Genomic DNA, 24859 nt, shown 5'->3' on the forward strand with positions numbered 1-24859 from the left:
AAAAACAACGAAGATGGAAGTTACAGGAAAAATTAAAATGCTTGGGGATGCAAAAAATGTGGGAAGCGGAAGTTTCTTAAAAAGAGAATTGGTCGTAACCACCGAGGAGCAATATCCACAACATATTTTAGTAGAATTTGTACAAGATAAATGCGATTTATTGAACAGTTTTAAAGTAGGTGAAGCGGTTAAAGTTTCGATCAATTTAAGAGGACGCGAATGGGTTGACCCACAAGGAGTGACTAAATATTTTAATGCAATTCAAGGATGGAGAGTAGAAAGAGTAGCCACAGAAGCCACTGCTGCTCAAATGCCTCCGATGCCGGCTGCTGAAGCATTTGCACCAGCAACAAACCTAAACGAAGAAGAAGCAGACGATTTGCCTTTCTAAGGGATGAAAAAGTTAGAATTTAGAAGTCAGAAGTTTGAGTTTTACTTGAATTTCTGACTTTTTTATTTTTTGAAATTGGTATTGATTTTTGAAATTGAAAAATGTATTATTTATCCCCAACCTTATTTTTCCCTCCTGTTGACCAAGCCAATTGCGATGGAATTTTGGCCATTGGAGGTGATTTGTCCCCGGAACGCTTGCGACTTGCGTATCAAAGCGGCATTTTTCCTTGGTTTGAAGCGGGAGAACCTATTATGTGGTGGTCTCCAAATCCCAGAATGGTGCTATTTCTCGATGAATTGATTGTATCTAAAAGCATGCGAAATATCCTGAACCGGAATATTTTCAGTGTTACTTTCAATCAAAATTTCAGAGATGTAATTTCAAATTGTCAAAATATAGAACGTGACGGTCAAAACGGGACTTGGATTACCAATGACATGATTGAAGCCTATTGTAAGCTGCATGAAGTAGGAATAGCAAAATCGGTTGAGGTTTGGCAAGATGAGGTTTTAGTTGGTGGTTTATATGGAATTGATTTGGGAGGTATTTTTTGTGGTGAAAGTATGTTCTCGAAAGTATCTAATGCGTCGAAAATGGCTTTTATAGCTTTGGTCAACCAATTAAAAAAAGAAGATTACAAACTTTTGGATTGTCAGGTTTATAATCCGCATCTTGAAAGTTTAGGTTGCAGGGAAATCGACAGAACAGATTTTATGGAAATTTTAAAGAGTAAATAACTCTTAAAATTCCAGCTTCTTAAAACTCCAATCCAGCGTATTAAAAAGAACCAATTCATTTTCCAATGTCGGTAAATCCATAACAAGTTTCAACGTTTCGTGCGCCATCATGGTGCCAATAATCCCAGGGAGCGTACCCAATACTCCGTTCAAATCACAATTAGGAACATCTTTAGGATTTGGAGGTTCTGGGAATAAGTCCCGAAGATTTTTATTTCCATTATGGTTAAAAACGGCCACTTGCCCCTCGAATTTTAAGATGCTGCCGTAAATCAATGATTTTCCTAATGTCACGCAAGTATCATTTATCAGATAGCGGGTTTCGAAATTATCACAGCCGTCAACAATTACATCAAAATCCATGATGATTTCTTTGGCGTTTTCTACCGTTAATTTTTCTTCAAAAGCAATAATACTTATCAATGGATTTAAAGTTTCCAAAACTGATTTTGCCGTGATTGCTTTTAATTGACCAACGTGCCTCTCCGTATATAAAATTTGACGGTGCAAGTTGTGCAATTCAATTTTGTCAAAATCAACTATACCAATAGTCCCTACTCCAGCGGTTGTTATATAGTGTAAAACAGGACAACCCAGTCCCCCTGCGCCGATCACTAAAACTTTCGCTTTTCTGAGTTTTTCCTGTCCGGAATCGCCTATTTCCGGCATCATCATCTGGCGGTTATAGCGTAAAAAATCTTGAATAATACTCATTTTTTTAGTCATAAAGTTGAGAAGTTATAAAGTTGGACAGTTATAAAGTCAAAAGTCATAAAGTTGGAAAGTTTTAAAGTCAAAAGTTAAAAACAAGTCAATTCGAGCGCAGTCGAGAACTTTTTTAAAGTTAGTTGCTATTAGTAATAAATATTAAGGTGTGACCCCATGTTGCTTTCTAAATTTTTAGACTCTTGTCTCTTGTCTAATTTTTTTGTTAATTTCTAAACTTTTAGACTTTCGACTTTTGACTAAAATTTCTGTCCCAATCTTTCCAAACGGGTTCGTATCCTTTGCTGGAAATAATTTTTGCAATCTCGGCAGCAGATCGCTCGTCACTGATTTCAAATTGTTCCAAAGATTGTGGATCAACTGCATAACCACCAGGATTAGTTTTAGAACCGGCACTCATACTGGTAATTCCAATTGGAATAATATTGTCCCGAAATTTCTCGTTCTCTCGGGTTGACAGGGAGATTTCTAAATCTTCATTCCACAAACGGTAGGCACAAATGAGCTGGGTCAAATCAGCATCATCCATGATAAAGTTGGGAGCAATCACTCCTTCTGCGGGTCGTAATCTGGGAAATGAAACTGCATATTTAGTTTGCCAATATGTTTTTTGTAAATAATCTAAATGCAAGGCATTAAAAAAACTGTCAGTGCGCCAATCTTCTAATCCCAATAAAACACCCAATCCTATTTTATGAATACCAGCAGTTCCTACACGATCTGGTGTTTCTAAACGAAAATCAAAATTGGATTTCTTTCCTTTGGTATGATACTGTTTATACACATCTCGATGATAGGTTTCCTGATACACTAAAATTGAATAAATACCAGCGTCATGTAATTGTTCGTATTCTTCTGTTGACAAGGGTTGCACTTCGGCTGAAATGGTTGAGAAATCGTTTTTTATTTGAGCAATTGCTTTTAGAAAATAATGAATGTTTACGGTCTGATTGGCTTCGCCTGTAACTAATAAAACATGATCAAATCCTGCTTTTTTTAAGACTTCAATTTCTTGCGTAATTTCATTTTCGGTCAGTGTTTTTCGTTTGATTTTGTTGTCTAAACTAAACCCACAATACGTACAAATGTTTTGGCATTCGTTGCTTAAATACAAAGGCGCATACATTTGAATCGTTTTGCCAAATCTTTTTTTGGTTGATTCCTGTGTGAGTTGTGCCATTTGCTCTAAGTAAGGTTTGGCAGCTGGTGAAATCAACGTCAGAAAATCATCGAGACTGCGTTTGTTTTTGCCTAACGCAGATTCGACTTCTATCGAAGTGGTATGGTATATTTTTGTTTTGATTGTTTCCCAATCGTAGTTGTCAAAAACCGATCTAAATGTGTTCATTGTTTTATTTTTTTTCGCAAAAAGGATATGCGGTTTTTGGCACGCAGATTCTGCAAATTTTCGCAGATTTTTTTAACCGTTTTTTTTAATTTTAGCTGTATAAATAAGTGAAATCTGCGTGCTATTTTTTCAACAGTTTTCTTGTAAATAGACCAAAAACATATTACTCATACAAAAACGCAGTCAAAGGACTTGAGGCCATTGCATGATTTACTTTTTGTGCTAATTGTGCTTCGTAGGCTTTTCGACCTGCAATAACGGCTTCTCTGAAAGCCTCTGCCATCAATATAGGATTTCTTGCCACGGCAATTGCTGTGTTTACTAAAACCGCATCAGCTCCAAGTTCCATGGCTTTTGCTGCGTCGGATGGTGCGCCAATTCCGGCATCTATAATCACGGGAACTCTGCTCTGTTCAATTATTATTTCTAAAAAATCGATCGTTTTTAATCCTTTGTTGCTACCAATTGGAGAACCTAAAGGCATCACCGCCGAAGTTCCTGCGTCTTCCAGTCGTTTACATAAAACGGGATCCGCATGGATGTAAGGCAAAACGATAAACCCTAATTTGGCTAAAGCTTCCGTAGCTTTTAAGGTTTCGATTGCATCGGGCATCAAATATTTTGGATCGGGATGAATTTCCAGTTTAAGCCAATTAGTCTCCAACGCTTCTCGTGCTAGTTGTGCCGCAAAAACCGCTTCTTTGGCATTTCGTGCGCCAGAAGTATTGGGTAGCAAATTAATCAGCGGATGTTTGAGATGGGATAAAATGGCATCGGTTTCCGTTTCTAAATCGATACGTTTTAGCGCTACGGTTACTAACTCGGTTCCAGAGGCTAAAATGGCTTCTTCCATCTGTTGATTAGAACCGAATTTTCCTGTGCCTAAAAACAAGCGGGAATGAAAGGTCTTGTCTCCTATTTTAAATGGTACCATATAATTTGTCGTTAAGTTGATTGATGAGTTGAGATGGATTTTTGCTTTGGGTGATCAAACCAGAAACTGCAATACCTTGAATTCCAGTTTCCATCAGGTCTTCTACGTTTTCTAGTTTGATTCCTCCAATGGCATAAATGGGAATTTGGATGTTTTTTATTTTCATTTGTTGGATAATCAATCGATACCCTTCCAATCCTAAAATGGGACTTAGATTTTGTTTGGTTGTCGTAAATTGAAATGGACCCAGACCTATATAATCACAGTTTTCGGCTGTTCTTTGGAATACATCTTCAAAAGTATTTGCCGTTCCTCCAATAATTTTTGTTTTTCCTAAAATTAGTCTTGCTTCTTCCACTTTCATGTCACTTAAACCCAAATGAACGCCATCGGCATCCAATTGCTTTACCAAATGCACGTTGTCATTGATGATAAAAGTGGCTAAATATTCTTTACATAACATTTTTACGGCTTCCGCCAAAGTGAAAACTTCAAGCGCGTTTTGATTTTTGAATCGCAATTGTATCCAATGGCAGCCATTGTCCAGTGCTTTGTGAATATTGTGCAATTGTTCTTCGACAGTATTTCCTTGCGAAATGTAGTGTAGCTTATTATACATGATGGTATCCTAATTTGGTTTGATTAGATTGTAAATAGGTTTCTATATATTTTTTGGCATTGATGCAAGCTGTTTTCAGGTCTAATCCCAAAGCTAAATTGGCTGTAATCGCTGATGATAATACACAGCCAGAGCCGTGTTTCTCGAAAACCGAAGTGTTATTTGGCGTAAGCATGAAGATTTCCTTTCCGGTATACAAACAGTCAACACCAATTGCCAGAGGATTGTGACCACCTTTTAGTAATACAGCGCACTGTTTTGACAGCTCGTGAGCAATTAAATCAGGTTTTTTTTCTGCTGCGGAAAGCTGTAAAATTTCATTGTAATTGGGTGTTATCAAATCTATTTTTTTCAATATTTCGATCAAAACAACTTGATTTTCTATAGTTATAAAACGGAATTCGGTTGTAGATTTTAAAACGGTATCCCAAACGATCTTTGTTTTTGGCGAAAGCTTTTTTATAGCAAAAACAATTTTTTTTAAATAATCCAGTGAAGGAACAATTCCAATTTTTACGGCTTTGATAGCATAATTTTCAAACAATTTGTCCAATGATCTCAAAACGAAAGCTTGGTCAGTCCAGTGCATTTCGAAGAACTGATTTTCGGTTTGAATGGTGTTACCGGTATTGACGGCAAAACCATAAACGTGATGTTGCTCGAATGTCTTGATGTCTGCTAAAACTCCCGCGCCTCCAGAAGGATCAAAGCCTGCAATTGTTACTACGAAAGGTCTGTTTTCTTGCATTGTTTAAAATTTTCTATTGGATGGTTACTATTCCAAATGGCACCTAAAAGTGCCACATCATCAAAGCCATATTTTAATGCCGTTTTAATTTTATCAGCTGTAATTCCACCAAGTGCTACTAATGAAGTTTCGTTATTCTTCCTTTGTTGCAATGCTTTTTTAAAGTCAATATCCGAAGCATACTTTGGTTTTGAAATACTTTCGAAAACAGGACCAAAAAAAGCATAAGCAAAAACAGTAGGTAGTTCTTCAAAATCAATCATTTGATGAATCGAAGTAGAGAGTTTAAATCCACTTTCTTTCCAGTTTTTTAAACTTTTCTCCGATGTTTCAATTCTTGCTTTTTCTGTAAAATGAATCCGATGTATTCCAGATGCTAAAGCCAGTTGGTGATGACTGTGCAAAACCACTTGCTGACGGAAATCTGATTTTATTTCGGATAAAAAAGCGTTCATTTCTGTTTCTGAAAAATCAGGTTTCCGAATATGAAGCAACTCCAGTCCATTCTCAAAAAGAGAATGAATGGTGTCGATTTCATTAATTACAGGAATTGGATTTGTGATTACGATCATAATCTTTTTTCTTTCCTCTTTCTTCTACAGTCTTATAAGTAAATTTCTTTGCCGCTTTCTACAAATTCTTTTGATTTTTCTTTCATGCCTTTTTCGGCTTCAGCTACATCGCGAATTTCTTGTGAAATTTTCATAGAACAAAATTTTGGTCCACACATGGAACAAAAATGAGCTACTTTGGCACCATCTGCTGGTAATGTTTCATCATGAAATTCACGAGCAGTATCGGGATCTAAGGACAAGTTGAATTGGTCTTCCCAACGGAATTCAAAACGGGCTTTGCTCAAGGCATTGTCACGGTATTGCGATCCAGGATGCCCTTTGGCCAAATCAGCAGCATGAGCCGAAATCTTATACGTGATTACGCCGTCTTTAACGTCTTTTTTGTTGGGTAAACCAAGGTGTTCTTTTGGTGTCACGTAGCATAACATCGCACAACCATACCAGCCAATCATAGCCGCGCCAATGGCAGAGGTGATGTGATCATAACCTGGAGCAATATCAGTAGTTAATGGTCCTAAAGTATAAAAAGGAGCTTCATCACAGTGCTCTAATTGTTTGTCCATGTTTTCCTTAATCATGTGCATGGGTACGTGGCCAGGGCCTTCAATAAATACCTGAACATCGTGTTTCCAGGCGATTTTTGTCAGTTCGCCAAGTGTTTCCAGCTCTGCAAACTGAGCGGCATCATTCGCATCGGCAATAGAACCGGGACGTAACCCATCTCCTAATGAAAACGCTACATCATATTGTTTCATAATTTCGCAAATGTCTTCAAAATGGGTGTAAAGAAAGTTTTCTTTATGGTGAAACAAACACCATTTTGCCATGATAGAGCCTCCACGGGAAACAATACCGGTAACACGTTCAGCAGTCAAATGGATGTAGCGCAATAAAACACCGGCATGGATGGTAAAATAGGAAACCCCTTGTTCCGCTTGTTCGATTAGCGTATCACGATAAACTTCCCAAGTGAGATCTTCGGCCACGCCATTTACTTTTTCCAAAGCTTGGTAAATAGGCACGGTTCCAATTGGCACAGGAGAATTTCGGATAATCCATTCTCTGGTTTCGTGAATGTTTTTACCGGTTGATAAATCCATAATCGTGTCAGCTCCCCAGCGGCATGCCCAAACTGCTTTTTCTACTTCTTCTTCGATTGTTGAGGTTACGGCGCTGTTGCCAATGTTAGCATTAATTTTCACTAAGAAGTTACGACCTACAATCATAGGCTCACTTTCTGGGTGGTTGATGTTATTTGGAATAATGGCACGTCCTCTGGCTACTTCGCTTCGGACAAATTCAGGGGTGATTTTCCCCACCCCAGCCCGGCCCGAAGGAGAGGGAGTGTTTGCGCCCCAACTATTTCCTTCGTGTTGGTGTTGCATGGCTTTGGTTTGTTCGTTTATCAACTCCAAGCGTTGGTTTTCACGAATGGCTATGTATTCCATTTCTGGAGTAATGATTCCTTGTTTTGCATAATACAATTGGGAAACGTTGGCTCCTTTTTTGGCACGCTTAGGTTTGTGCAAATATTCGAAACGCAATTCGTTTAGTTTTTCGTCATTCAAACGCTTTTTCCCGTATTCGGAAGAGGTTTCACTTAATTCTTCGACATCATTACGATCCAGAATCCATTGTTCACGAATGCGGGGCAGTCCTTTTCGAATGTCAATTTCGATATTTGGGTCGGTAAATGGGCCCGAAGTGTCATAAACGGTTACAGGCGGGTTTTTTTCTATTCTGCCATTTGACATTTTAGTGTCAGTCAATGCAATTTCTCGCATCGCTACTTTTATGGGATGAATGGTTCCATCTACATAAATTTTTGTAGAATTAGGAAAAGGAGTGGTTGATATTTTTTCTTCGTATTTCATGTTTTTTTTATTGAAAGATTTAAGTATTAAAAAATTGAAAGATTGAAGAGTGGATTTGATAAATATTTTAATCTTTCAATCTTTAAATTAAAATGGTTATCCTCCTTGAGTTGCAGAGATGATGAGAATGTTATCGGTTTCTTGTATGATGTGGGAATTCCAGTCGGATTTTGGAATTATACTATTGTTTATGGCTACGGCAATTCCGTTTTGTTTTATGGGAATTTCCAAGTCAAGAAGTGCCTGAACAGTAAGACTGTCAGTTGCAAATTGTTTCGTTTGATTGTTGATTTTGAGTTCCATTCCTTTTGAATTTAGTATACAGTTATACTTTAGGAATGGCTACAAGAGTACATAAATATACTAGGAAGTCATCTTACTTTTCCCTACGCTAGTATGAACTAGATCAGGTTCAGAGGGTAATTCTCAGCCTACAATGTTGTAGACACCCCTAAAGTGTGAAACAAATGTAATGGTTTTTTTGATTAAAGTTTCGGATTTAAAGTTTTATTTGATAATTTAAATGTCGAAAACGGATTACTCACTACTGTTTTTTCCAGCAATCTGCAACGTGATCATCAACCATTCCGGTGGCTTGCATGAGTGCATAAACTACTGTAGAACCGACGAATTTGAATCCGCGTTTTTTCAAATCTTTGCTTATTTTATCCGAAAGTGGAGTGGTTGCAGGAACTTCTTTTAGAGATTGTCGGTTGTTTTGAATGGGTTTTCCTCCAGTAAATTCCCAAATATATTTTGAAAAACCGCCAAATTCCTCTTGTACTTTCATAAAGGCAGTAGCATTAGAAACTGCTGCGCGAATTTTTAACTGATTGCGAATAATTCCTGCATCAAGGAGTAATTCCTGAATTTTATTTTCGGTATAAAATGCTATTTTTTTATAGTCAAAATCATCAAAAGCCAATTGGAAATTTTCTCTCTTTTTTAGGATTGTAATCCAACTTAGTCCGGCTTGGAAAGTTTCTAAGATTAGAAATTCAAATAATTTTTGGTCCTTATATACTGGAACGCCCCATTCTTCGTCGTGGTATTTTTTGTATAAATCGCTGGAAGTGCACCAACCACATCTTGTTTTTTTATCCATAATTATTCTTTTTCTGCCGCTAAATAGTTTTTTATAATGTAGTGGCCCAAGTAAATTAAAGGAGTCAAGAGAATGGCAATTCCAAGTTTGAAGGTATATCCTGTCAAGGCGGAGGTTAGAAAAACGTCAAAGTTTATTTTGCCGGGCAACCAAAAAGCAATTCCCAACACAATAAAAGAATCGAATAATTGCGAAATGATAGTAGAACCCGTGGCTCTGAGCCATATTTTTTTGTTTCCTGTACGGTTTTTGAAAAACCAAAAAACGGTTACATCTATCAATTGAGAAACTAGGAACGCAATGATACTTCCCACTATGATCCACATGCTTTGTCCAAAAACGGCAAAAAACTGCTCATCATTGACTGGACTGATTCCTTTTGCGGCTGGTATATTGATCGCGAAAAGTAAAACAAGGAAAGAGTAGGCGATTAAACCGGCAGTGATTAAGGACAATTTCTTTACTCCTTTTTCTCCAAAGTATTCATTGATTAAATCAGTAGTCAGGAAAACAATAGGCCAAGGCAAAATGCCGATGCTCATTACAAACGGACCTATTTGTATCAATTTCCCACCGATGAGTTCTGCCGTAACGGCATTAGTGATAAAGATTCCGGCAAGAATAACAAATACAAGTTCTTTTTTGGTTTTGAACATAAAAAACAATTAATATCCAAATTTAGTGTTTTAATTGAAAAGTATTAATTTGTATTGTTGTTTTCGATGTAAATTTATTCTAAACATGATTCTATTTTTTTTCATTTTTATTGAATAAAATCGTTTAATTAATTTATAATCAAATTAGTGAAAAAGAAGAATCATGTAACTTTAATATTTTGGCTAGAGATATTTTTCCGATTATTAAGTTCAAATTTTTACATTAAATAAGTCAATTTGTGCTTAGCAGTCTTATCTAACATAGCTTTTGCTATTCATCCTCTACTTAGGATATTTTAAAAATATGGATTTTTTGAACGGTATTGAAAAAAAATATGACCATAAAAAAAGAGCCCAACTTGTGGACTCCTTTGTTTAATTAGTTTTAATTGGATTAAAATCCGCTTACATTCAATCTACCTCCTGTTAAACATTTTCCAGATAAAGAGGAAGTAGGAGTAGCACTGTTCAATAGTGCTGCTTTAATTTGTGCAGCTGTTGCACCAGGATTCAAAGATGCGTATAATGCAGCCGCTCCTGACACATGTGGAGTTGCCATTGAAGTTCCGTTATAACTAGCATAGCTAGATACAAACTTACCTTTAGATCTTGCAGGTACTGTTGACCATATTCCTGAACCAGGAGCGCCTAAATCAACAGAGGTAGCGCCAAATTGAGAGAAACTTGATAGAGCTCCTGTATTGGTAATTGATGCAACGGCGATTACATTTGCGTTAGGATAACTTGCAGGATAACTTGGTGTGGTGTCATTGTCAGTTCCACTATTCCCTGCAGCAGCAATGAACAGTATTCCAGCAGTATTGGCTCTCTCAATTGCATCCTGAAGACCTTGTGAGAATCCTCCTCCTCCCCAAGAGTTATTAGTAGCTACAATGTTTAAGCCATGTCTTGTTTTTAGATCAGTGAAATAGTCAATTGCTTTAATTGCATTTGCTAATGTTCCGCCTGTTCCACCTAAAAATTTAGCGTTTATCATTTTTACATTCCATACAACACCAGCAACACCTTTTCCATTACCTCCTACAGCACCAATAGTACCGGCAACATGTGTTCCGTGGTCATCGTCAACTCCGTCAAAAACAGTATTATCGTTTGCGGCAAAATCATAGCCATACACATCGTCAACAAGGCCATTGCTATCATCATCTATACCATTACCATCTATTTCACCTGGGTTTTTACCTGCATTGGCTGCTAGATCTTCATGAGTGTACATATAACCTTCGTCAATAATACCGATATACACAGTAGCTGATCCTAACTTATTGTTTGCCCAAGCAGCTGCGGCTTGCGAACCAAACTGATTCGATGGAGAAGTTGTAGATCCATACATGCCCCAAAGTGAACCATTAGTATAATAAGTGTCATTTGAAACTGCAAAATGATTGTATATCCAGTTTGGCTCTGCATACTCTACTCCTTGTAAATCTTTAATAAGCTCAATAGCTTCCATTGTGCCTAACTTTGAATTTACCAATAAAATTTTTCCACCTGTAGTGTTTGTTTTAGCAGTGGAAGTTTTCATAGAATTAGTGTTAATAACTTCTACTGTAGTTCCTCCAATTAGAGATAAAATGTTTGTTGATGTTTTAGCTCCAGTTTCTGTAGGTTTAAATTTAATAAGTAGTTGGTTCGCAACATAACTTGGTTGTACCTTATTTTGTACTACTTCTGTTGAATTTAAATTTTCATCAGTACAAGAGAAAAATGCGAACAAGACTAGGGATGCAATAAATAAATTCTTCATAAATTTGAGTTTTTGGTTTAAAAAGTTAAAAGTATTAAAAAAATAAGGTAACGATAACGTTTTCGGTAAAAATATAAATAATTTTAGGTGATGGTCGTTTTATGTTAAATTTTTACGATGCGCGTTTTTAGGTAGGAATTTTCGTTTTGTATTTATAAGCTATTTTAATTTAAATTGTTAGTGGTTAATGGACACTGCATGAAGTTCAGCTTTTTATAATCTAATATGTTTAAGAGTTCTTTTTGAATGAATGAATCCGATAAAAAAACCCATTTCAAATCTCTTTGAAATAGGTTGTATATAAATCTGAGTTCAAATATTATAATCTGAAATCAAAAAATCAATTTATCCTAACTCAGCTCTTTTGAAACCTGTTTCTCTGAGCCAGATTTTTTTATTTCCTGTACGGTTTTTGAAAAACCAAAAAACAGTTACGTCTATCAATTGAGAAACTAGGAACGCAATAATACTACCCACAATAACCCACATGCTTTGTTCAAAAACTGTTCGTCATTTACCGGGATTATCCCTTTTGCCACGGGAGTATTTATGGATAAAAACAAGAGGTTGAACGCATAAGTAATTAAAAAAGCGGTAATTAAAGATAATTTTTTACTCCTTTTTCTCCAAAGTATTCATTGATTAAATCAGTAGTCAGGAAAACAATAGGCCAAGGTAAAATGCCGATACTCATTACAAACGGATCTATTTGTATCAGTTTTCCACCGATGAGTTCTGCGGTAACAGCGTTAGTAATGAAGATTCCGGCAAGAATAACAAAGACAAGTTCTTTTTTGGTTTTGAACATAAAAAACAATTAATATTCAAATTTAGTGTTTTAATTTATTTTTTGGAAGTGGTTTTTAGGGAATAAAAAAATCCCATTCGAGTGAACGAATGGGATTTATAATTTTTAAACAGAATATAAATAAATTTAAGATTCTGTCGTAAATTTTGAAAAAATTATCCTAACGCAGCTCTTTTGAAACCGGTAACGATAAGATCTTTATCTAAAGATTTAACATAAGCAGCAACGCTCATTTTGTTGTCTTTGATATAATCTTGGTTTACTAAAGTATTATCTTTAAAGAAACGAGCCAATTTACCTTTAGCAATATTGTCTAGCATTGCTTCTGGTTTACCTTCTTGACGTAGGATATCTTTAGCAATTTCTATTTCTTTAGCGATGGTGTCAGCATCAACACCCGTTTCGTCTAAAGCTATTGGAGCCATTGCAGCTGCTTGCATCGATACGTTTCTTGAAACTTCTTCAGCACCCTCTACATTTGCAGATAGCGCCACTAAAGTAGCAATTTTGTTTCCGGAGTGAATGTAAGATCCGATAAAGGCACCTTCTAATTTCTCGAAAGTTCTGATTTCTAATTTTTCACCGATAACACCAGTTTGTTCGATTAATTTATCAGCAACAGTGATTCCGTTGAAATCAGCTGCTAAAAATTCTTCTTTTGTATTGAAGTTCAATGCTAGATTAGCCATTTCAGTAGCCATTTTCACGAAGCTTTCATTCATTCCTACAAAGTCAGTCTCACAGTTTAAGGTGATTACAACTCCAGCAGTTTTATCAGCATTTACAACAGCAATTGCAGCACCTTCTGTAGATTCTCTATCAGAACGGTTTGCAGCTACTTTTTGTCCTTTTTTACGTAAGTTTTCGATCGCTAAATCAAAATCTCCTTCTGCTTCAACCAAGGCTTTTTTGCAGTCCATCATTCCTGCACCAGTGATTGTTCTTAATTTATTTACGTCTGCAGCAGTAATTGTTGCCATAATTTTTTTATTTTAAAGATTAAAAGATTGAGAAATTTAAAGACTTCATCATTAATTTTACAATCAATAATTTTTATCTTTAAATTCTTCAATCTTTAAATTTATTTTTATTCTTCAGTTGCAGGAGTTGGAGCTACTGTTTCGGTAACAGGAACAACTACTTCAGCAGCAACAGGAGCTACTACTTCAGCAGCAACAGGAAGATCAGTTTCTTTGTCAGATCCTCTATCAGAAAGTCCTTCGATAATTGCACCAGTTACTAAAGTTAAGATTTTGTCAATTGATTTAGAAGCATCATCGTTAGATGGGATTACAAATTCAACCTCTCTTGGGTCAGAATTGGTATCCACCATTGCGAAAACTGGAATGTTTAATTTTTGAGCTTCTTTTATTGCGATGTGTTCCGCTTTGATATCAACTACGAACAATGCAGCTGGTAGTCTTGACATGTCAGCGATTGAACCTAAGTTTTTCTCTAATTTAGCACGAAGACGATCTACTTGCAAACGCTCTTTTTTAGAAAGGGTCATGAAAGTACCATCTTTCTTCATTTTATCAATAGTTGCCATTTTTTTAACAGCTTTACGTATAGTTACGAAGTTAGTTAGCATTCCACCAGGCCATCTTTCAGTGATGTAAGGCATGTTTGCAGCTTTAGCTTTTTCAGCTACGATGTCTTTTGCTTGTTTTTTGGTAGCTACGAATAATATTTTTCTACCTGATGCAGCGATTTTTTTCAAAGCGTCATTCGCTTCTTCAATTTTTGCTGCTGTTTTATAAAGATTGATAATGTGTATACCATTACGCTCCATATAAATGTAAGGGGCCATATTTGGATCCCATTTTCTAGTCATGTGTCCGAAGTGTACACCTGCTTCTAGTAATTCTTTTACTTCTACTTTGTTTGACATTTTTTGTTTAGTTTACGTTCTGTTGATTAGCAATGTTCCTTTTTAATTTAAAGATTCAATCTTTTAATTGGGTTTCATTTAGATGCTAAACTAATTTCCCGTCTCAACGGGACAACAACAACATTGTTTTTAAATTTAATAATCAATACGTCTTGTATAAATAATACAAGACAGGTACTATTAACGTTTAGAGAATTGGAATCTCTTACGAGCTTTCTTCTGACCGAATTTCTTACGTTCAACCATTCTTGGATCTCTTGTCAATAAACCTTCTGGTTTCAGTATCGCTCTGTTTTCAGCATTTACTTCACACATAACACGTGCCAATGCCATTCTTACTGCTTCTGCTTGTCCAGTTGAACCACCTCCGTAAACGTTCACTTTTACATCAAAATTTGTTACATTTTCTGTCATAGACATAGGTTGTAATACTTTGTACTGTAACGTTGCAGTTGGGAAGTATGTTTCGAATGCTTTTTTGTTTACAGTGATTACTCCTGTTCCTTCCGAAACATAAACACGTGCAACAGCGGTTTTTCTTCTACCGATTTTGTGAATAACTCCCATTACTTAAGATCGTTAAGGTTAACTGTTCTAGGTTTTTGAGCGCCTTGTTTGTGCTCTGATCCTACAACAACATTTAAATTTCTAAAAAGCTCAGCACCTAATTTGTTTTTAGGTAGCATTCCTTTTATTGCTTTTTCAACTAGTAATGCAGGGTTTTTTGATTGCAATACTTCAGCAGTTAAAGTTCTTTGTCCTCCAGGATAACCAGTGTGACGGATGTAAGTTTTTTCTTTCATCTTGTTCCCTGTAAGGTTGATTTTTTCTGAGTTGATAACAATTACGTTATCTCCACAGTCAACGTGTGGCGTATAACTTGCTTTGTACTTACCTCTAAGGATCATTGCGATCTTCGAAGCCATACGACCTAAGTTATGCCCATCAGCATCTACAACAATCCACTCTTTTGTAACGGTGGCTTTGCTTGCTGATTGTGTCTTGTAGCTTAATGCGTCCATAATATTATTTTAATTAAACATTCCATCCCCAATAAAGGGGTTGCAAAAGTACAATTAATTATTTTAAATACAAATACCTTAAAAGATTATTTTTTTCTTGTTTTAGTGCTGATTATCAAATGTATATTTGAAATATTTTTCCGGCAATGAATTTAGAATTAATCGAAACCGTCGATAGATTGTTTTGTTGTGAATTTTTATGTAAATTTATTGAATATTCCTCATTTTTCAGAGCCAATTTTTATATTATAATCGCTATTTTTGTCGATCTAATTGTTAATATTCTATTTATTTACATCTTGTCCCTTTTTTCTTTATTAATTACAATAAACATTTTTTTATGAAAGCCAGAGCTACACTAAAACAAATCGCAAAAGAACTGAATGTTTCTGTTTCTACAGTTTCAAAAGCACTTAATGATAGTCCGGAAATTAGTGAGTTAACTAAAATAAAAATAAAAGAATACGCAAAGCTAAAAAATTACAAACCTAACGTAATTGGTTTGAACCTAAAAAACAGGAAAACAAGAACCATTGGGGTGATTATTCCTAATATTTTGAATTCTTTCTTTGCCAAAGTATTTAGTGGTATCGAGAAAGTGGCTGATGAAAAAGGATACAATGTGATTATGTGTATTTCAAATGAATCTTTGGATAAAGAAGCGCATACTTTGGAGATGCTCAGCAATGGTACTATCGACGGATTTATTGTTTCGGTTTCTGAAGAGGCTCAAAAAAATCAGGAATACAGTCATTTTTCGGCAATCATTAATGATGGAACTCCTATTGTGATGTTTGATCGAATTGCGGATGGCGTTGATTGTGACAAAGTTATTGTAGATGATTTTGATTCGGCCCTAGATTCTACCCAACATTTAATTGATTTAGGGTGCAAAAACATAGCGCTGTTTTCTTCAGTTGATAATTTGAGTGTCGGGAAATTGCGCGCTGACGGCTATATGAAAGCCCTAGAAATCAACAACATACCCATTAATAAGGCTATAATTTTGAGAACTGATTGTGATGAAAATCTAAATAATCTCATAGAAAATATTTTTGATACAAATACAATTGACGGGATTTTTGCTTTGGACGAAAATGACTCCGTAGCTGCTTTGAGAATTGGACTCAAAAAAGGATATAAAATTCCCGAAGCACTTTCTATCATAGGTTTTGCAGATGGTATACTCGCCTCCCGTAGGTTGTCTCCCAGTTTGACCACGGTCAGTCAGCATGGCATAGAAATAGGCGAAGTTGCTGCTAAACTACTTATTGATCGACTGGAATCTAAAGAAGAACACATTCCCTATGAAACGGTTGTCATTAAGACAAAATTGAAAGAAAGGGAGTCAACAAGAAAACTGTAGAAGGTATTATAGCAATCCTGCGGAATCACGTTTAGCAATGAAATGAACCCGAAAAAGGGTTTGTACAATGCCCCATAGCATAAAAACTGCTCTTTTTTTGTTTTTATTGAATACATAAAATTAAAAATCAAATTAATAAATGGTTGTGATTTTCTAATTTTATAGTAGGAACTATAATCGAAAAATTCAAATGTACACAAATCTAAAATGAAATGTACATTTTTTCAATCAAACAAACTAAAGCCAGTACAAAATGTACTGGCTTTTTAAATGTAGTTTAAACCCGCTTTAAACAACATTCAAATTAAACTTAGCGTCATTACCATCAAGCAGCGCCTTTGTATTGTCTATATTATTCTCATACACGTGCACATTACCTAAGAACAGATTAATGCTCTTGAGTGGCAGCGCAATCTGTTTACTTATCAAATACAAGTGATAGATGTCCGATGGCAAGCCTAGATTAGCGTCAGAACTGCGCTGATACGCACTCACTACAAGCTTTCCGTTCTCTATTTGGAACTGAATAAGGCTCAAGCAAGGTTGCTGATTACTCTCTGTGTTGTTAGAACCTAGAAACAATACATAATTCTTTGACGTGCGTTTTTCTTTGTTGATCTTCTCTAATAACTTTGGCAATTGCTCAAAGTACGTTGGATAACTATTTACTAGAATAGGACCGCAATAATCCCACCAACTAACTCCTATATCCCTGTAGGCTTCCGTGGAGCGTTCTCCTGCCATAAACAAGCCTAATTCGTCTCTTAACTTCTTTTTTGCAACTGCGTGGCTCTCAAACAAAACTAAGAGGTCTAGCGGCTTTAATTCTAGTGATTGATTCAAAAGATAGGTGATTGAGCCTTTTTTATTGTTTTGATTCTTACCTTTTTCAAGGATTTTACTAAGCATTCCATGATACTTGTTCATTTTTAATTCGATTTTTGATTGATGATTGATTATTAATTTTAATTTGATTTACTTTGCGCTACCACAGAATTATTAAAATAGCAAAGCCACAGCATAGAAGACTTATGTCCTCCAACGCTGTGGCTTCGTGCTATATTTTTAAATTCTGTGGTAAGAGTTGAAAATGTTGGAGGACTATTTTTTACTTCCTGTACTCCTGAGATTCTGTATTTTTTAAGTTGTTTTTTTTAAACCCAATCCCCGTTAGTTTTGTCACTCACAACTCCAATTGGAACAGCGCGAAACCAACTATTTGAACCAACAAATGCTAGCGCTGCTATACTTAAACTAACAGATGGAATTAAAGTGCCCGCTGTATTTACACGAATTATTCCGCGAATAATTGCATTTCCAGTAGTAATCGCACTGTTACTTACTAAAACTACAGCAGATTGAACCGTAGCGACAACCAACTCCGCTGTAGACGGTGTTCCAAGCGTATCAGCTTTATCAGATAATGCCGTGTAACTCATATTTGCAATTCCAGCCGTGCCTAAAAATCCAAAACCAAAGTTTCCTAAAACAGCAGACATTGCTGATAATGTGAATTGACATTCAAAAAAATAGCTGGTATTTGCAGCAACATTCAATGCTCCTAATGTAGAAGCATTGAATAATTTTTGCAATGATGTTTGTGAAACTAAAGGGTACGCAGCATTCGAAAACACATAACTCTCCAGGGATTTAAGCGTTAATTTTGTTGCAAACAAATCAAAACTTTGTATTACACCTAAAGAATCAAGAAAAAACAACTTTTTATCTTTAATATTTATAGCTAGTTCCCCCGGAGCTAACCCAGTTGGGATAACTCCAGTTACGGAACTTTTTTTTATTTTAATCACGTTGGACATAATTAAAATGTTCCTCCGTCAATCGTTGAATTGCCATCTAATTTTGTTCCTATTAAAGTTGTAATTGTATTGGAGAAATTAGCATCATTACCTAAAGCAGTGGCTAATTCTGCCAACGTATCTAATGCAGCCGAAGATCCATTTACCAAGGCGTTAATTTGAGCAGTCACATAGGCATTAGTTGCATACAATGCTGCATCAACACCACCTAACTGTTGTGAATTATCAGAATTATCAACCCTACCATTGTTATTGGTATCGTAAATGCTTTTCAACATATCCCCCGATATATCAACGATTGTGGAAGCATCTTTTTTCCAATAAATTTTGCTGTCTGGGATGACCAAACACATTTCGCCTATTGCTAAATTTGATAAGGCTGGCGCTCCAGCTGTTAATTTCCTTTTAATTAAAATTGTATTCATAATTTTATTTTTATTTATTAGTAAAAATATCCGCCATCTACGCTTGTAGGAACCAGGCTCAATAGCCATTCTGATTCTAGGCCTACAAATCCATTTTCAATCGCACTTTGATACGCTGATTTGCCTTGAATTCCAGCTTTTCCTTTTTCGCCTAATTGAAAAATAGTTGTAACCGTTCTTGTTACATTTTGCGAAATCGAAACGTTAAAATGATTTACTTGCTGACCAATAGTCACGTGATATCTAGTCACCTTTTGAACTAATGTAACTTGGTATTTGGTTATATTTTGATAGATTGTTGCTATCATTTATGAAACGTCTTGAAAAATTCGCCATTCGCAATCAGTAATTGTTTCCACTCTGCCTTCTGGACTAGTCAACTCTACGTCAGATATGTAATTGTTTGCTCTTACGTCCATTATTCGTGCTGCAAAAAGAAGCTTTCCCTCAATACCATTAGGTATTGTTATCGTATCATCTTCGGTTTTAAATTCAAATACCATACTTGATTCCCGACTTGTTTTGAAACGTGCTAACGCTGTATATCCAGTAATATCTTTCGGTGTTCGCACTTCAACTTCATCGACAATCTTTACATCCTCGATGAGTAGAACCATTCCATCCCATGTATCGCCACGGCGGTGATCTGCTATTTTATTTATTGTTGGTGTCATTACTGTAAATTCATTAAGATTAATTCGCGAACTGTCATAGGTTCATAACCAAAAACAAGATTATTAAAAACTGCATTAATATCAGGATCAGTTTCTCCATTAATGGCAGTAACCAGATCAGCTTTCTTACCCGTTTTTAGATAATATTCATAGGTGGCGGTATATCTCGCATAAAGCAACGCATACAAATTTGGGTTTTTAGCCTGCAAATAATCATCCGCACTACGACGTTCTTCTTTTAATATTTGCCTTTGTTTTTGACTTGAAAAACCAACAACCGTCTCCGTGCCATCACCTACAAACACAGGCTGTAAATCAAAATACTCTGGTTGCTTGTTTTTTGAGTAAGCGATTTCACAAGCCCAATCCAAATAATGAATTGTTTTTCCAACTCCTAGAAATATGTTTGGCCACTCAACACCATTATGTGTGTGCGTACCGTATAATTTCTCATACGTTATCCTGATGGCTTCCTTGTCTTTTTCAGCATAATAGGATTTTGAAACCCATTGCCCTTTCATGTCAATAATCTTCTCTTTTGTGGTAAAAAAAGAAAGGTTGTCAAAATTTATGTCACTTAGGGTATTACCAAGTGTTTGGTACTTATCCAAGTAATTCTCTAATACTATTTGTGCGTTCATAATTATTTTTTTATGGTAATACTATATATTTTACATTATATATGTCGGCTTGACCCACTTTCACCCTCATTAACAAATTATTGTCTAAAATGGTAAATGTTCTTTGGAGTGCGTTGTTTATGTATAAATACATTATGCTTCCCGTGTATCTCATTTCGAAAACAATATCTTTCCAGCCGCCCGGCGCGCCAATACCGTGATTAGAATAGCTTGGAAGTCTAACTTCAAACTGACTATATATTCCACCCTCTGCGGTATTGTAAATAGCTTTAAAAGTGTATATATCAAGCCCTGTAACAACATCATATAATTCCACAACGTATGAATTTATTGCAGTGCCTAAAGGCGAAGGTTTAAAACTAAATCTAAGCGAAAATTTTTCATTTTTTTTAAGTTCATAATTCCATACCGCGCTACCTATTGAGCCGTAAGTGACCGTAGACAAAGCGTTATCTTCTATAAGAATAGGACTTACTATGTTAATCCATTCGCTTGTTATTGGCTTGTGGGTAACTCCTAAATAAATAGACAAAGCATTGTTAAAAACTGCCTGAATACCATTGTTCAAAGTCACCGAAAATAATCCTTCAGCTGCTCCCGTTGTGACATTAACCTTAACTAAATTATCACTTACAAACGTGATATAATTAATTGTTTGCCCTACAATTGCCACAGTCATAGTAGGAGTAAAAAAAGCCCCTTTTAAAGTGAAATTTGTGGTTGTGCTTGGCAATGTGCTGTCAGGTATTAAAACTTCTAAATAAGGAGCCGGTGCTGTTGCAATCGTGTACATTTTCAAGTTTCCGTTTGCATCGGTGCTTAAAACTTTATTCGTTGGTAATTGTCCATCATTTCTAGTACTTGGATAATTGCTTAATTTTATATCCTTATTCAATAAATCAGTTACTTCAAGAACATCAGCTGCAACAATAGCAGCTTGACCAACTCCAAAACTTCTACCTCTTAAATTCAATTCAAAAATTCTTCCTGTATCAGTTAAGTTATACTTTACAATTTCGCTTGCTCCAACCACAAGAACCGGGTTAAGCGCATTGATGTAAGTAACAAATCCCGCTACATTTTGCGTGGCTAATGCAGTTGAAAGAATTGGTTTAACAGTTGTGGTAATGTTTGCCAATCCTTCAAGTTTTGTTATTTCGCTTGCATTTATAAGGCGTTCGCCTGCTACTTTATCTACTTTGTTTGTTGTCAAACCATCAACCAAACCCTTCAAAGTTTTACCCATTTCTGCCGTCAAGGCTTTCGTGGTTCCGCCAGTAGTCAAGTCATTAACCAAAATCGTACTTAGCGAAGTTTGCACGTTTTCAATAGCATCGACTAACTCCTGAACAGTGTCTAAATTAAGATTGTCAGAAGTTAGCAATACATTAATTGCGTTGATCTGAGTTTTTAATGTTTTGACCGTTTCGGCACTAGCCAATGAAGTAACGCCACCAGTAACTAAATCATTTACAATTACTAAATAATCGCTGGCTATTTTTGTAAATTCATTTAGCGGGGCGTAACCATTGGCTACGCCTTTTTTAGTTTTATCTTCTTTGGCACTGAACAATGTGGCGTGAGCAACAGCATCCGTTTTATGTGCATTAAACTGGTCGTTTTCAGTTTTAGCATTCAAAACACTTGTAAGACCTGAAATACTACTTTGCGGTATTGGCTCTTCCTTGTTCCAAAAACTACCCCACGAAGCCCAAAATTGAGCCTGTGTAGGTTTTTTACCGGTCATAAACCAGTCATATATCTGTGCTAAATTTGCCATAATTTTATCCTATATATTCAATAAATAATACTACTCTGTACGGGTTCATTAATGAAAAAGCTTGACCGCCTCCGATGGATCCCGTTTGTTTATCTTGAAAATAACCGGCGGCTTCTCCTCCAGAACCATCATTTGACCCACTTTGTACATACGCTCTAAATCCGTGCGTATGCGATGGAATTTCATCTATAGAAAGCGTTTTGCTTTTCGCCCCTCCAATTTCACCCAAAGTATCAAACTCAAGTTGCGTAGCATCAAGACCAACAGGAATACGCCCACGCCAATCTAAAACTTCTTGCCAACCTGTAGGAATATCAAGAGCGGGTTTGTTCCAAAGAACCATCCCACCACCAGATTGAAATACTGCCGTTTTTTTCTCAAGGGAATCAAGACGCACCATTAATTGAACAGCTGGATCAACACGCTTAAAAGCCGTCCACAACCATGATGTAGCAGCAGTTCCAAAAGTGGCATACCGAACAGTGTGAACTTGTTTTACAGTACCATTTTCAAAGGCACGATTTACGGGCTCTTCAATAATGATTACAGTCGAAGTTCCAGTAACGGCTGCTTCCCTAAATTCTAACGGTTCACCATCGATGTAAACAACCCCTTTTTTTACGGTCGCACCTAACAACTCACAACCTGATATAATTGTCAAGTTACCCGCCAATGCTCCAAAAGCCTGAAAGATTTCGAAAGCCGTTTGCAGTTCCTGCAAGCGTTCTGTTTTTAGCGGAAAACCGCCTGTTTGGTTAAAATTTGTTTTATTCATCTATAAAAATATTATAGCGTTTGCCGCCTGCTTTATAAAATTTAATATGTGCGTGTAGCCCATCCAGTTGTGTGTTAAAAAGAGCTTCCTGAACATAGACAATAAAGTCTAAACCTGTGTCCGCAGTTTCGGATTCTGTTCGAAGCCAAATTGTGTCCGGTTCTACCTCGGTATCAAGCCAAACATCTTGCTCTTCTACCTCGGTAAAGATGTACTGCGTTTTGTAAAATTGACCATCACCAATGTAAATCCGCCTTTCCACTGGGTCAAATTTGTCATTGAGCGATCCTCTTAAATAACATATTTGGTTTGTGTGATCTAACTTATAAATATTGTCTATTCGCCAGTTATACCATTTGTAATACAAAGAATTCAATGGCTTTAACAGTATTTGAGCCAAGGCAGAAAGAGACGGTTTTCGCATTACTGTTGGAAGATTATCCAACACAAGTATGTTCCAGTCTATTTTATACCACATAATTGACATTATCAAAAGTTACAATCTCAAAATAACCGCTTTCCGCTATTTTTGAAATAAAAATTGGTTGAGGAGTCCCATAGCCATTTAGAGCAGGATCGATCCAAGAACTTTCGGCACTTATTAATGTGGCATCTAAAACACCAGGTACCATTTGTATTTTATCAATCAATAAAGAAAGTTGCAATTCTCCGTTAAATTTCAGCTCTTTCATAAACTCCTGCAAAGCTTCAACAACTGGGTAATTGGCATCCAGTTTACTCATTCCATTTTCGTCAAGCATTAAGGCATCTCTTTTAATTTGCAAATTCAAATAGAGTTTATCCGCCTTATAATTTATAATGGTAACCTGAACACCCGCCACTCTGATCTCATTTATGTAAGCCTTAATTGCTTCCACTTGTGAGGGGTTGTCAAAATCAGATAAAACGCCGTTCGTTTCTCCCGCTATTTTTAGAATGACACGGCTACTATCTGCCGCTTCGTTTACGGCAGCGTATTTGATTATTTTTGAAAGGGCAATTTGTTCATCAGTAGCGGTACCATTATCAAAATAATCTTTATCCGCCACCAAGTCAAAACCAAATTGGAAGCGCAAAGCCATCGTGCGGTACCAAGGTTTTGTACCTGCTTTTTCATTCGCTAAACGTTCATTGACTTCTTTGGTATGTTGATCAAAAAACAATTCGTGAATAAAAAGAGCCAAAGCCACTATTTCAAAAAGGATATTTTCCAAACTCACAAATGAAAATTCAGCATCAAAGGAAGCTCCAATAGCAAAACCATAATCGGCCGCCAATTTTTCATTAGCCATAAATGGCGTTGTGATTTCTGATTTAATTTGTGTTTTAGTTCTTGCCATTATCCTATTATAAATGTGTTTTCAATTATCATTGCACCAATACCTTCATCAGCTACAATAAGTTCATGGTTTTGTTTTGTTATCGCGGTGGCACATCTATTATTATCGTTAAATAGTGATGAAATAGATTTAATCACCGTACCCGAATAAGTCAATAGGGTGCCAATGGCCAATGAGTCCGTTATTGATACATTATTTTCAAGAGCCATTGCAAAAGCATTATCAGCCGAGCCTGTCATCTCAATTACTTTATCTAAAAAACTTTGTCCTTGGTATACTTTACTTTCCATATTCGGCTACTATTTTAAAAGGTTTCCCCTCAAACAAATCCAACTCACTTACTACCAATCCATCCTTTTTTAAATGCTCCCTGATCTTGTGGCGAAAAGCCAAATAATCCTCACTCAAAACCATATCCTCTATTCCCACTCCTAAATCAGGGTTTGATTTCAGTTCCCCCTGGTGCGCTAATAGCATAAGTGAAATATTTTGTTCTAGTGTAACTCCTATAACCAAGCCAACAACAATTTTGTTGGAGCTGTCACGAATGGGTTCAATTTTTAAATCCAAAATATCGCCTGTGTCGTTATGGTCGTTTACTTGTATCCCTATGCCTTTCATATTGTCTAACTTATGGTTCCGGTTCCGGTTCCTGTGTGACTCGTAGCCGTTCCAGTTGTGGCAACAGTTACATTTACCGTCCCTGATTTTACAAACACATCAATTCCATCACTTAATCGTGTGGCAAATTCCTCAATAGAATTTTCCTCTTTGGTTAGCATATCGGTAAGTATTGCTTTGATCGCTTCTTTTAATCCCGCTTTATTTAACCCCAT

The 24859-nt window shown here is 36.2% G+C and carries 31 protein-coding genes, 1 pseudogene and 1 riboswitch; of the genes and pseudogenes, 3 read left to right on the forward strand and 29 right to left on the reverse strand.

Annotated features, from left to right (window positions below; genetic code table 11):
- Positions 1-13: 13 nt before the first annotated feature.
- Together EKL95_RS02220 and aat are read left to right on the forward strand one after the other, a co-directional pair.
- Positions 14-391, forward strand: a complete 378-nt coding sequence (locus EKL95_RS02220) for a DUF3127 domain-containing protein (protein ID WP_091203008.1) — start codon at positions 14-16, stop codon at positions 389-391.
- Positions 392-492: 101 nt separating this feature from the next.
- Positions 493-1131 (forward strand): leucyl/phenylalanyl-tRNA--protein transferase, encoded by a 639-nt coding sequence (gene aat, locus EKL95_RS02225; RefSeq protein WP_126563433.1) that lies wholly within the window; start codon positions 493-495, stop codon positions 1129-1131.
- Positions 1132-1134: 3 nt separating this feature from the next.
- Here the strand turns inward: aat and EKL95_RS02230 are convergent, their stop codons facing one another.
- From EKL95_RS02230 to rplM, 16 genes and pseudogenes are all read right to left on the reverse strand, one after another.
- Entirely contained in the window at positions 1135-1845 is a 711-nt protein-coding gene (locus EKL95_RS02230; RefSeq protein ID WP_126563434.1) for a HesA/MoeB/ThiF family protein, read from the reverse strand.
- 232 nt (positions 1846-2077) lie between these two features.
- Positions 2078-3205 (reverse strand): 2-iminoacetate synthase ThiH, encoded by a 1128-nt coding sequence (gene thiH / locus EKL95_RS02235; protein ID WP_126458304.1) that lies wholly within the window; start codon positions 3203-3205, stop codon positions 2078-2080.
- Between the two features lie 163 nt (positions 3206-3368).
- Positions 3369-4139 carry a thiazole synthase gene (locus tag EKL95_RS02240; RefSeq protein ID WP_126563435.1) on the reverse strand — a complete coding sequence of 257 codons (771 nt, stop codon included), beginning with the start codon at positions 4137-4139 and terminating at the stop codon, positions 3369-3371.
- The gene (locus tag EKL95_RS02245; RefSeq protein ID WP_126563436.1) at positions 4126-4758 is read right to left on the reverse strand and encodes a thiamine phosphate synthase; all 633 of its coding nucleotides are present in this window, start codon (positions 4756-4758) and stop codon (positions 4126-4128) included. Before EKL95_RS02245 ends, EKL95_RS02240 begins: the two co-directional genes overlap by 14 nt.
- The gene (locus EKL95_RS02250; RefSeq protein WP_126458292.1) at positions 4751-5506 is read right to left on the reverse strand and encodes a hydroxymethylpyrimidine/phosphomethylpyrimidine kinase; all 756 of its coding nucleotides are present in this window, start codon (positions 5504-5506) and stop codon (positions 4751-4753) included. Before EKL95_RS02250 ends, EKL95_RS02245 begins: the two co-directional genes overlap by 8 nt.
- The gene (locus EKL95_RS02255; RefSeq protein WP_126458289.1) at positions 5482-6078 is read right to left on the reverse strand and encodes a thiamine phosphate synthase; all 597 of its coding nucleotides are present in this window, start codon (positions 6076-6078) and stop codon (positions 5482-5484) included. The genes EKL95_RS02250 and EKL95_RS02255 overlap by 25 nt, the downstream gene beginning before the upstream one ends.
- Before the next feature lie 32 nt (positions 6079-6110).
- Positions 6111-7955: a phosphomethylpyrimidine synthase ThiC gene (gene thiC / locus EKL95_RS02260; protein ID WP_126563437.1), complete on the reverse strand. Its 1845-nt coding sequence runs from the start codon at positions 7953-7955 to the stop codon at positions 6111-6113.
- A 96-nt stretch (positions 7956-8051) separates the two neighbouring features.
- Positions 8052-8258, reverse strand: coding sequence for a sulfur carrier protein ThiS (gene thiS / locus EKL95_RS02265; protein ID WP_126563438.1), 207 nt, complete (start codon positions 8256-8258; stop codon positions 8052-8054).
- A 63-nt stretch (positions 8259-8321) separates the two neighbouring features.
- Positions 8322-8418: riboswitch (TPP riboswitch) on the reverse strand.
- An 81-nt stretch (positions 8419-8499) separates the two neighbouring features.
- Positions 8500-9060 (reverse strand): DNA-3-methyladenine glycosylase I, encoded by a 561-nt coding sequence (locus EKL95_RS02270; protein WP_126563439.1) that lies wholly within the window; start codon positions 9058-9060, stop codon positions 8500-8502.
- 2 nt (positions 9061-9062) lie between these two features.
- The gene (locus tag EKL95_RS02275; protein ID WP_126458277.1) at positions 9063-9716 is read right to left on the reverse strand and encodes a queuosine precursor transporter; all 654 of its coding nucleotides are present in this window, start codon (positions 9714-9716) and stop codon (positions 9063-9065) included.
- A 394-nt stretch (positions 9717-10110) separates the two neighbouring features.
- Entirely contained in the window at positions 10111-11484 is a 1374-nt protein-coding gene (locus EKL95_RS02280; RefSeq protein ID WP_126563440.1) for a S8 family peptidase, read from the reverse strand.
- A gap of 369 nt (positions 11485-11853) precedes the next feature.
- Positions 11854-12292, reverse strand: a pseudogene (locus tag EKL95_RS15395) (queuosine precursor transporter); the annotation flags it as partial.
- A 155-nt stretch (positions 12293-12447) separates the two neighbouring features.
- Positions 12448-13272 carry a translation elongation factor Ts gene (tsf, locus tag EKL95_RS02290; RefSeq protein ID WP_126458271.1) on the reverse strand — a complete coding sequence of 275 codons (825 nt, stop codon included), beginning with the start codon at positions 13270-13272 and terminating at the stop codon, positions 12448-12450.
- Between the two features lie 107 nt (positions 13273-13379).
- Positions 13380-14183: a 30S ribosomal protein S2 gene (gene rpsB / locus EKL95_RS02295; RefSeq protein ID WP_126458268.1), complete on the reverse strand. Its 804-nt coding sequence runs from the start codon at positions 14181-14183 to the stop codon at positions 13380-13382.
- A 180-nt stretch (positions 14184-14363) separates the two neighbouring features.
- Positions 14364-14750 carry a 30S ribosomal protein S9 gene (gene rpsI, locus EKL95_RS02300; RefSeq protein WP_126453913.1) on the reverse strand — a complete coding sequence of 129 codons (387 nt, stop codon included), beginning with the start codon at positions 14748-14750 and terminating at the stop codon, positions 14364-14366.
- The gene (rplM, locus tag EKL95_RS02305; protein WP_066080505.1) at positions 14750-15205 is read right to left on the reverse strand and encodes a 50S ribosomal protein L13; all 456 of its coding nucleotides are present in this window, start codon (positions 15203-15205) and stop codon (positions 14750-14752) included. Before rplM ends, rpsI begins: the two co-directional genes overlap by 1 nt.
- 340 nt (positions 15206-15545) lie before the next feature.
- Between rplM and EKL95_RS02310 the strand changes: the two genes are divergently transcribed.
- Positions 15546-16571: a LacI family DNA-binding transcriptional regulator gene (locus tag EKL95_RS02310; protein WP_126563441.1), complete on the forward strand. Its 1026-nt coding sequence runs from the start codon at positions 15546-15548 to the stop codon at positions 16569-16571.
- 288 nt (positions 16572-16859) lie between these two features.
- Here the strand turns inward: EKL95_RS02310 and EKL95_RS02315 are convergent, their stop codons facing one another.
- The 13 genes from EKL95_RS02315 to EKL95_RS02375 all read right to left on the reverse strand — a co-directional run bounded on the left by EKL95_RS02315 (position 16860) and on the right by EKL95_RS02375 (position 24859).
- Positions 16860-17498, reverse strand: coding sequence for a thymidylate synthase (locus EKL95_RS02315; RefSeq protein ID WP_126563442.1), 639 nt, complete (start codon positions 17496-17498; stop codon positions 16860-16862).
- Between the two features lie 227 nt (positions 17499-17725).
- Positions 17726-18379 (reverse strand): hypothetical protein, encoded by a 654-nt coding sequence (locus tag EKL95_RS02320; protein WP_158614835.1) that lies wholly within the window; start codon positions 18377-18379, stop codon positions 17726-17728.
- 11 nt (positions 18380-18390) lie between these two features.
- Positions 18391-18813 carry a hypothetical protein gene (locus tag EKL95_RS02325; RefSeq protein WP_126563444.1) on the reverse strand — a complete coding sequence of 141 codons (423 nt, stop codon included), beginning with the start codon at positions 18811-18813 and terminating at the stop codon, positions 18391-18393.
- Between the two features lie 17 nt (positions 18814-18830).
- Positions 18831-19121 (reverse strand): hypothetical protein, encoded by a 291-nt coding sequence (locus EKL95_RS02330; RefSeq protein WP_126563445.1) that lies wholly within the window; start codon positions 19119-19121, stop codon positions 18831-18833.
- Positions 19122-19487, reverse strand: a complete 366-nt coding sequence (locus tag EKL95_RS02335; protein WP_126563446.1) for a hypothetical protein — start codon at positions 19485-19487, stop codon at positions 19122-19124.
- On the reverse strand, positions 19487-20128 hold the full coding sequence (locus EKL95_RS02340) for a hypothetical protein (protein WP_126563447.1): 642 nt from the start codon (positions 20126-20128) through the stop codon (positions 19487-19489). Before EKL95_RS02340 ends, EKL95_RS02335 begins: the two co-directional genes overlap by 1 nt.
- Positions 20129-20138: 10 nt before the next feature.
- Entirely contained in the window at positions 20139-21908 is a 1770-nt protein-coding gene (locus EKL95_RS02345) for a hypothetical protein (protein ID WP_126563448.1), read from the reverse strand.
- Positions 21909-21912: 4 nt separating this feature from the next.
- On the reverse strand, positions 21913-22683 hold the full coding sequence (locus EKL95_RS02350) for a hypothetical protein (RefSeq protein ID WP_126563449.1): 771 nt from the start codon (positions 22681-22683) through the stop codon (positions 21913-21915).
- Entirely contained in the window at positions 22676-23161 is a 486-nt protein-coding gene (locus EKL95_RS02355; RefSeq protein WP_126563450.1) for a hypothetical protein, read from the reverse strand. Before EKL95_RS02355 ends, EKL95_RS02350 begins: the two co-directional genes overlap by 8 nt.
- Positions 23151-24023, reverse strand: coding sequence for a DUF3971 domain-containing protein (locus EKL95_RS02360; protein ID WP_126563451.1), 873 nt, complete (start codon positions 24021-24023; stop codon positions 23151-23153). Before EKL95_RS02360 ends, EKL95_RS02355 begins: the two co-directional genes overlap by 11 nt.
- Positions 24023-24313, reverse strand: coding sequence for a hypothetical protein (locus EKL95_RS02365; protein WP_126563452.1), 291 nt, complete (start codon positions 24311-24313; stop codon positions 24023-24025). The genes EKL95_RS02360 and EKL95_RS02365 overlap by 1 nt, the downstream gene beginning before the upstream one ends.
- Positions 24303-24644 carry a hypothetical protein gene (locus EKL95_RS02370; protein ID WP_126563453.1) on the reverse strand — a complete coding sequence of 114 codons (342 nt, stop codon included), beginning with the start codon at positions 24642-24644 and terminating at the stop codon, positions 24303-24305. The genes EKL95_RS02365 and EKL95_RS02370 overlap by 11 nt, the downstream gene beginning before the upstream one ends.
- Positions 24645-24649: 5 nt before the next feature.
- Complete coding sequence (locus EKL95_RS02375; RefSeq protein WP_126563454.1) at positions 24650-24859, reverse strand: hypothetical protein; 210 nt, start codon at positions 24857-24859, stop codon at positions 24650-24652.

It is taken from the genome of Flavobacterium sp. LB2P53 (assembly GCF_003970305.1).
Lineage (GTDB): Bacteria > Bacteroidota > Bacteroidia > Flavobacteriales > Flavobacteriaceae > Flavobacterium.

What these genes read in the sequence shown, in the direction of transcription:
- EKL95_RS02220 (WP_091203008.1), top strand. Translation starts at nt 14, where the DNA reads ATGGAAGTTACAGGAAAAATTAAAATGCTTGGGGATGCAAAAAATGTG.
- aat (WP_126563433.1), top strand. Translation starts at nt 493, where the DNA reads ATGTATTATTTATCCCCAACCTTATTTTTCCCTCCTGTTGACCAAGCC.
- EKL95_RS02230 (WP_126563434.1), bottom strand. Translation starts at nt 1,845, where the DNA reads ATGAGTATTATTCAAGATTTTTTACGCTATAACCGCCAGATGATGATG.
- thiH (WP_126458304.1), bottom strand. Translation starts at nt 3,205, where the DNA reads ATGAACACATTTAGATCGGTTTTTGACAACTACGATTGGGAAACAATC.
- EKL95_RS02240 (WP_126563435.1), bottom strand. Translation starts at nt 4,139, where the DNA reads ATGGTACCATTTAAAATAGGAGACAAGACCTTTCATTCCCGCTTGTTT.
- EKL95_RS02245 (WP_126563436.1), bottom strand. Translation starts at nt 4,758, where the DNA reads ATGTATAATAAGCTACACTACATTTCGCAAGGAAATACTGTCGAAGAA.
- EKL95_RS02250 (WP_126458292.1), bottom strand. Translation starts at nt 5,506, where the DNA reads ATGCAAGAAAACAGACCTTTCGTAGTAACAATTGCAGGCTTTGATCCT.
- EKL95_RS02255 (WP_126458289.1), bottom strand. Translation starts at nt 6,078, where the DNA reads ATGATCGTAATCACAAATCCAATTCCTGTAATTAATGAAATCGACACC.
- thiC (WP_126563437.1), bottom strand. Translation starts at nt 7,955, where the DNA reads ATGAAATACGAAGAAAAAATATCAACCACTCCTTTTCCTAATTCTACA.
- thiS (WP_126563438.1), bottom strand. Translation starts at nt 8,258, where the DNA reads ATGGAACTCAAAATCAACAATCAAACGAAACAATTTGCAACTGACAGT.
- EKL95_RS02270 (WP_126563439.1), bottom strand. Translation starts at nt 9,060, where the DNA reads ATGGATAAAAAAACAAGATGTGGTTGGTGCACTTCCAGCGATTTATAC.
- EKL95_RS02275 (WP_126458277.1), bottom strand. Translation starts at nt 9,716, where the DNA reads ATGTTCAAAACCAAAAAAGAACTTGTATTTGTTATTCTTGCCGGAATC.
- EKL95_RS02280 (WP_126563440.1), bottom strand. Translation starts at nt 11,484, where the DNA reads ATGAAGAATTTATTTATTGCATCCCTAGTCTTGTTCGCATTTTTCTCT.
- tsf (WP_126458271.1), bottom strand. Translation starts at nt 13,272, where the DNA reads ATGGCAACAATTACTGCTGCAGACGTAAATAAATTAAGAACAATCACT.
- rpsB (WP_126458268.1), bottom strand. Translation starts at nt 14,183, where the DNA reads ATGTCAAACAAAGTAGAAGTAAAAGAATTACTAGAAGCAGGTGTACAC.
- rpsI (WP_126453913.1), bottom strand. Translation starts at nt 14,750, where the DNA reads ATGGGAGTTATTCACAAAATCGGTAGAAGAAAAACCGCTGTTGCACGT.
- rplM (WP_066080505.1), bottom strand. Translation starts at nt 15,205, where the DNA reads ATGGACGCATTAAGCTACAAGACACAATCAGCAAGCAAAGCCACCGTT.
- EKL95_RS02310 (WP_126563441.1), top strand. Translation starts at nt 15,546, where the DNA reads ATGAAAGCCAGAGCTACACTAAAACAAATCGCAAAAGAACTGAATGTT.
- EKL95_RS02315 (WP_126563442.1), bottom strand. Translation starts at nt 17,498, where the DNA reads ATGAACAAGTATCATGGAATGCTTAGTAAAATCCTTGAAAAAGGTAAG.
- EKL95_RS02325 (WP_126563444.1), bottom strand. Translation starts at nt 18,813, where the DNA reads ATGAATACAATTTTAATTAAAAGGAAATTAACAGCTGGAGCGCCAGCC.
- EKL95_RS02330 (WP_126563445.1), bottom strand. Translation starts at nt 19,121, where the DNA reads ATGATAGCAACAATCTATCAAAATATAACCAAATACCAAGTTACATTA.
- EKL95_RS02335 (WP_126563446.1), bottom strand. Translation starts at nt 19,487, where the DNA reads ATGACACCAACAATAAATAAAATAGCAGATCACCGCCGTGGCGATACA.
- EKL95_RS02340 (WP_126563447.1), bottom strand. Translation starts at nt 20,128, where the DNA reads ATGAACGCACAAATAGTATTAGAGAATTACTTGGATAAGTACCAAACA.
- EKL95_RS02345 (WP_126563448.1), bottom strand. Translation starts at nt 21,908, where the DNA reads ATGGCAAATTTAGCACAGATATATGACTGGTTTATGACCGGTAAAAAA.
- EKL95_RS02350 (WP_126563449.1), bottom strand. Translation starts at nt 22,683, where the DNA reads ATGAATAAAACAAATTTTAACCAAACAGGCGGTTTTCCGCTAAAAACA.
- EKL95_RS02355 (WP_126563450.1), bottom strand. Translation starts at nt 23,161, where the DNA reads ATGTGGTATAAAATAGACTGGAACATACTTGTGTTGGATAATCTTCCA.
- EKL95_RS02360 (WP_126563451.1), bottom strand. Translation starts at nt 24,023, where the DNA reads ATGGCAAGAACTAAAACACAAATTAAATCAGAAATCACAACGCCATTT.
- EKL95_RS02365 (WP_126563452.1), bottom strand. Translation starts at nt 24,313, where the DNA reads ATGGAAAGTAAAGTATACCAAGGACAAAGTTTTTTAGATAAAGTAATT.
- EKL95_RS02370 (WP_126563453.1), bottom strand. Translation starts at nt 24,644, where the DNA reads ATGAAAGGCATAGGGATACAAGTAAACGACCATAACGACACAGGCGAT.
- EKL95_RS02375 (WP_126563454.1), bottom strand. Translation starts at nt 24,859, where the DNA reads ATGGGGTTAAATAAAGCGGGATTAAAAGAAGCGATCAAAGCAATACTT.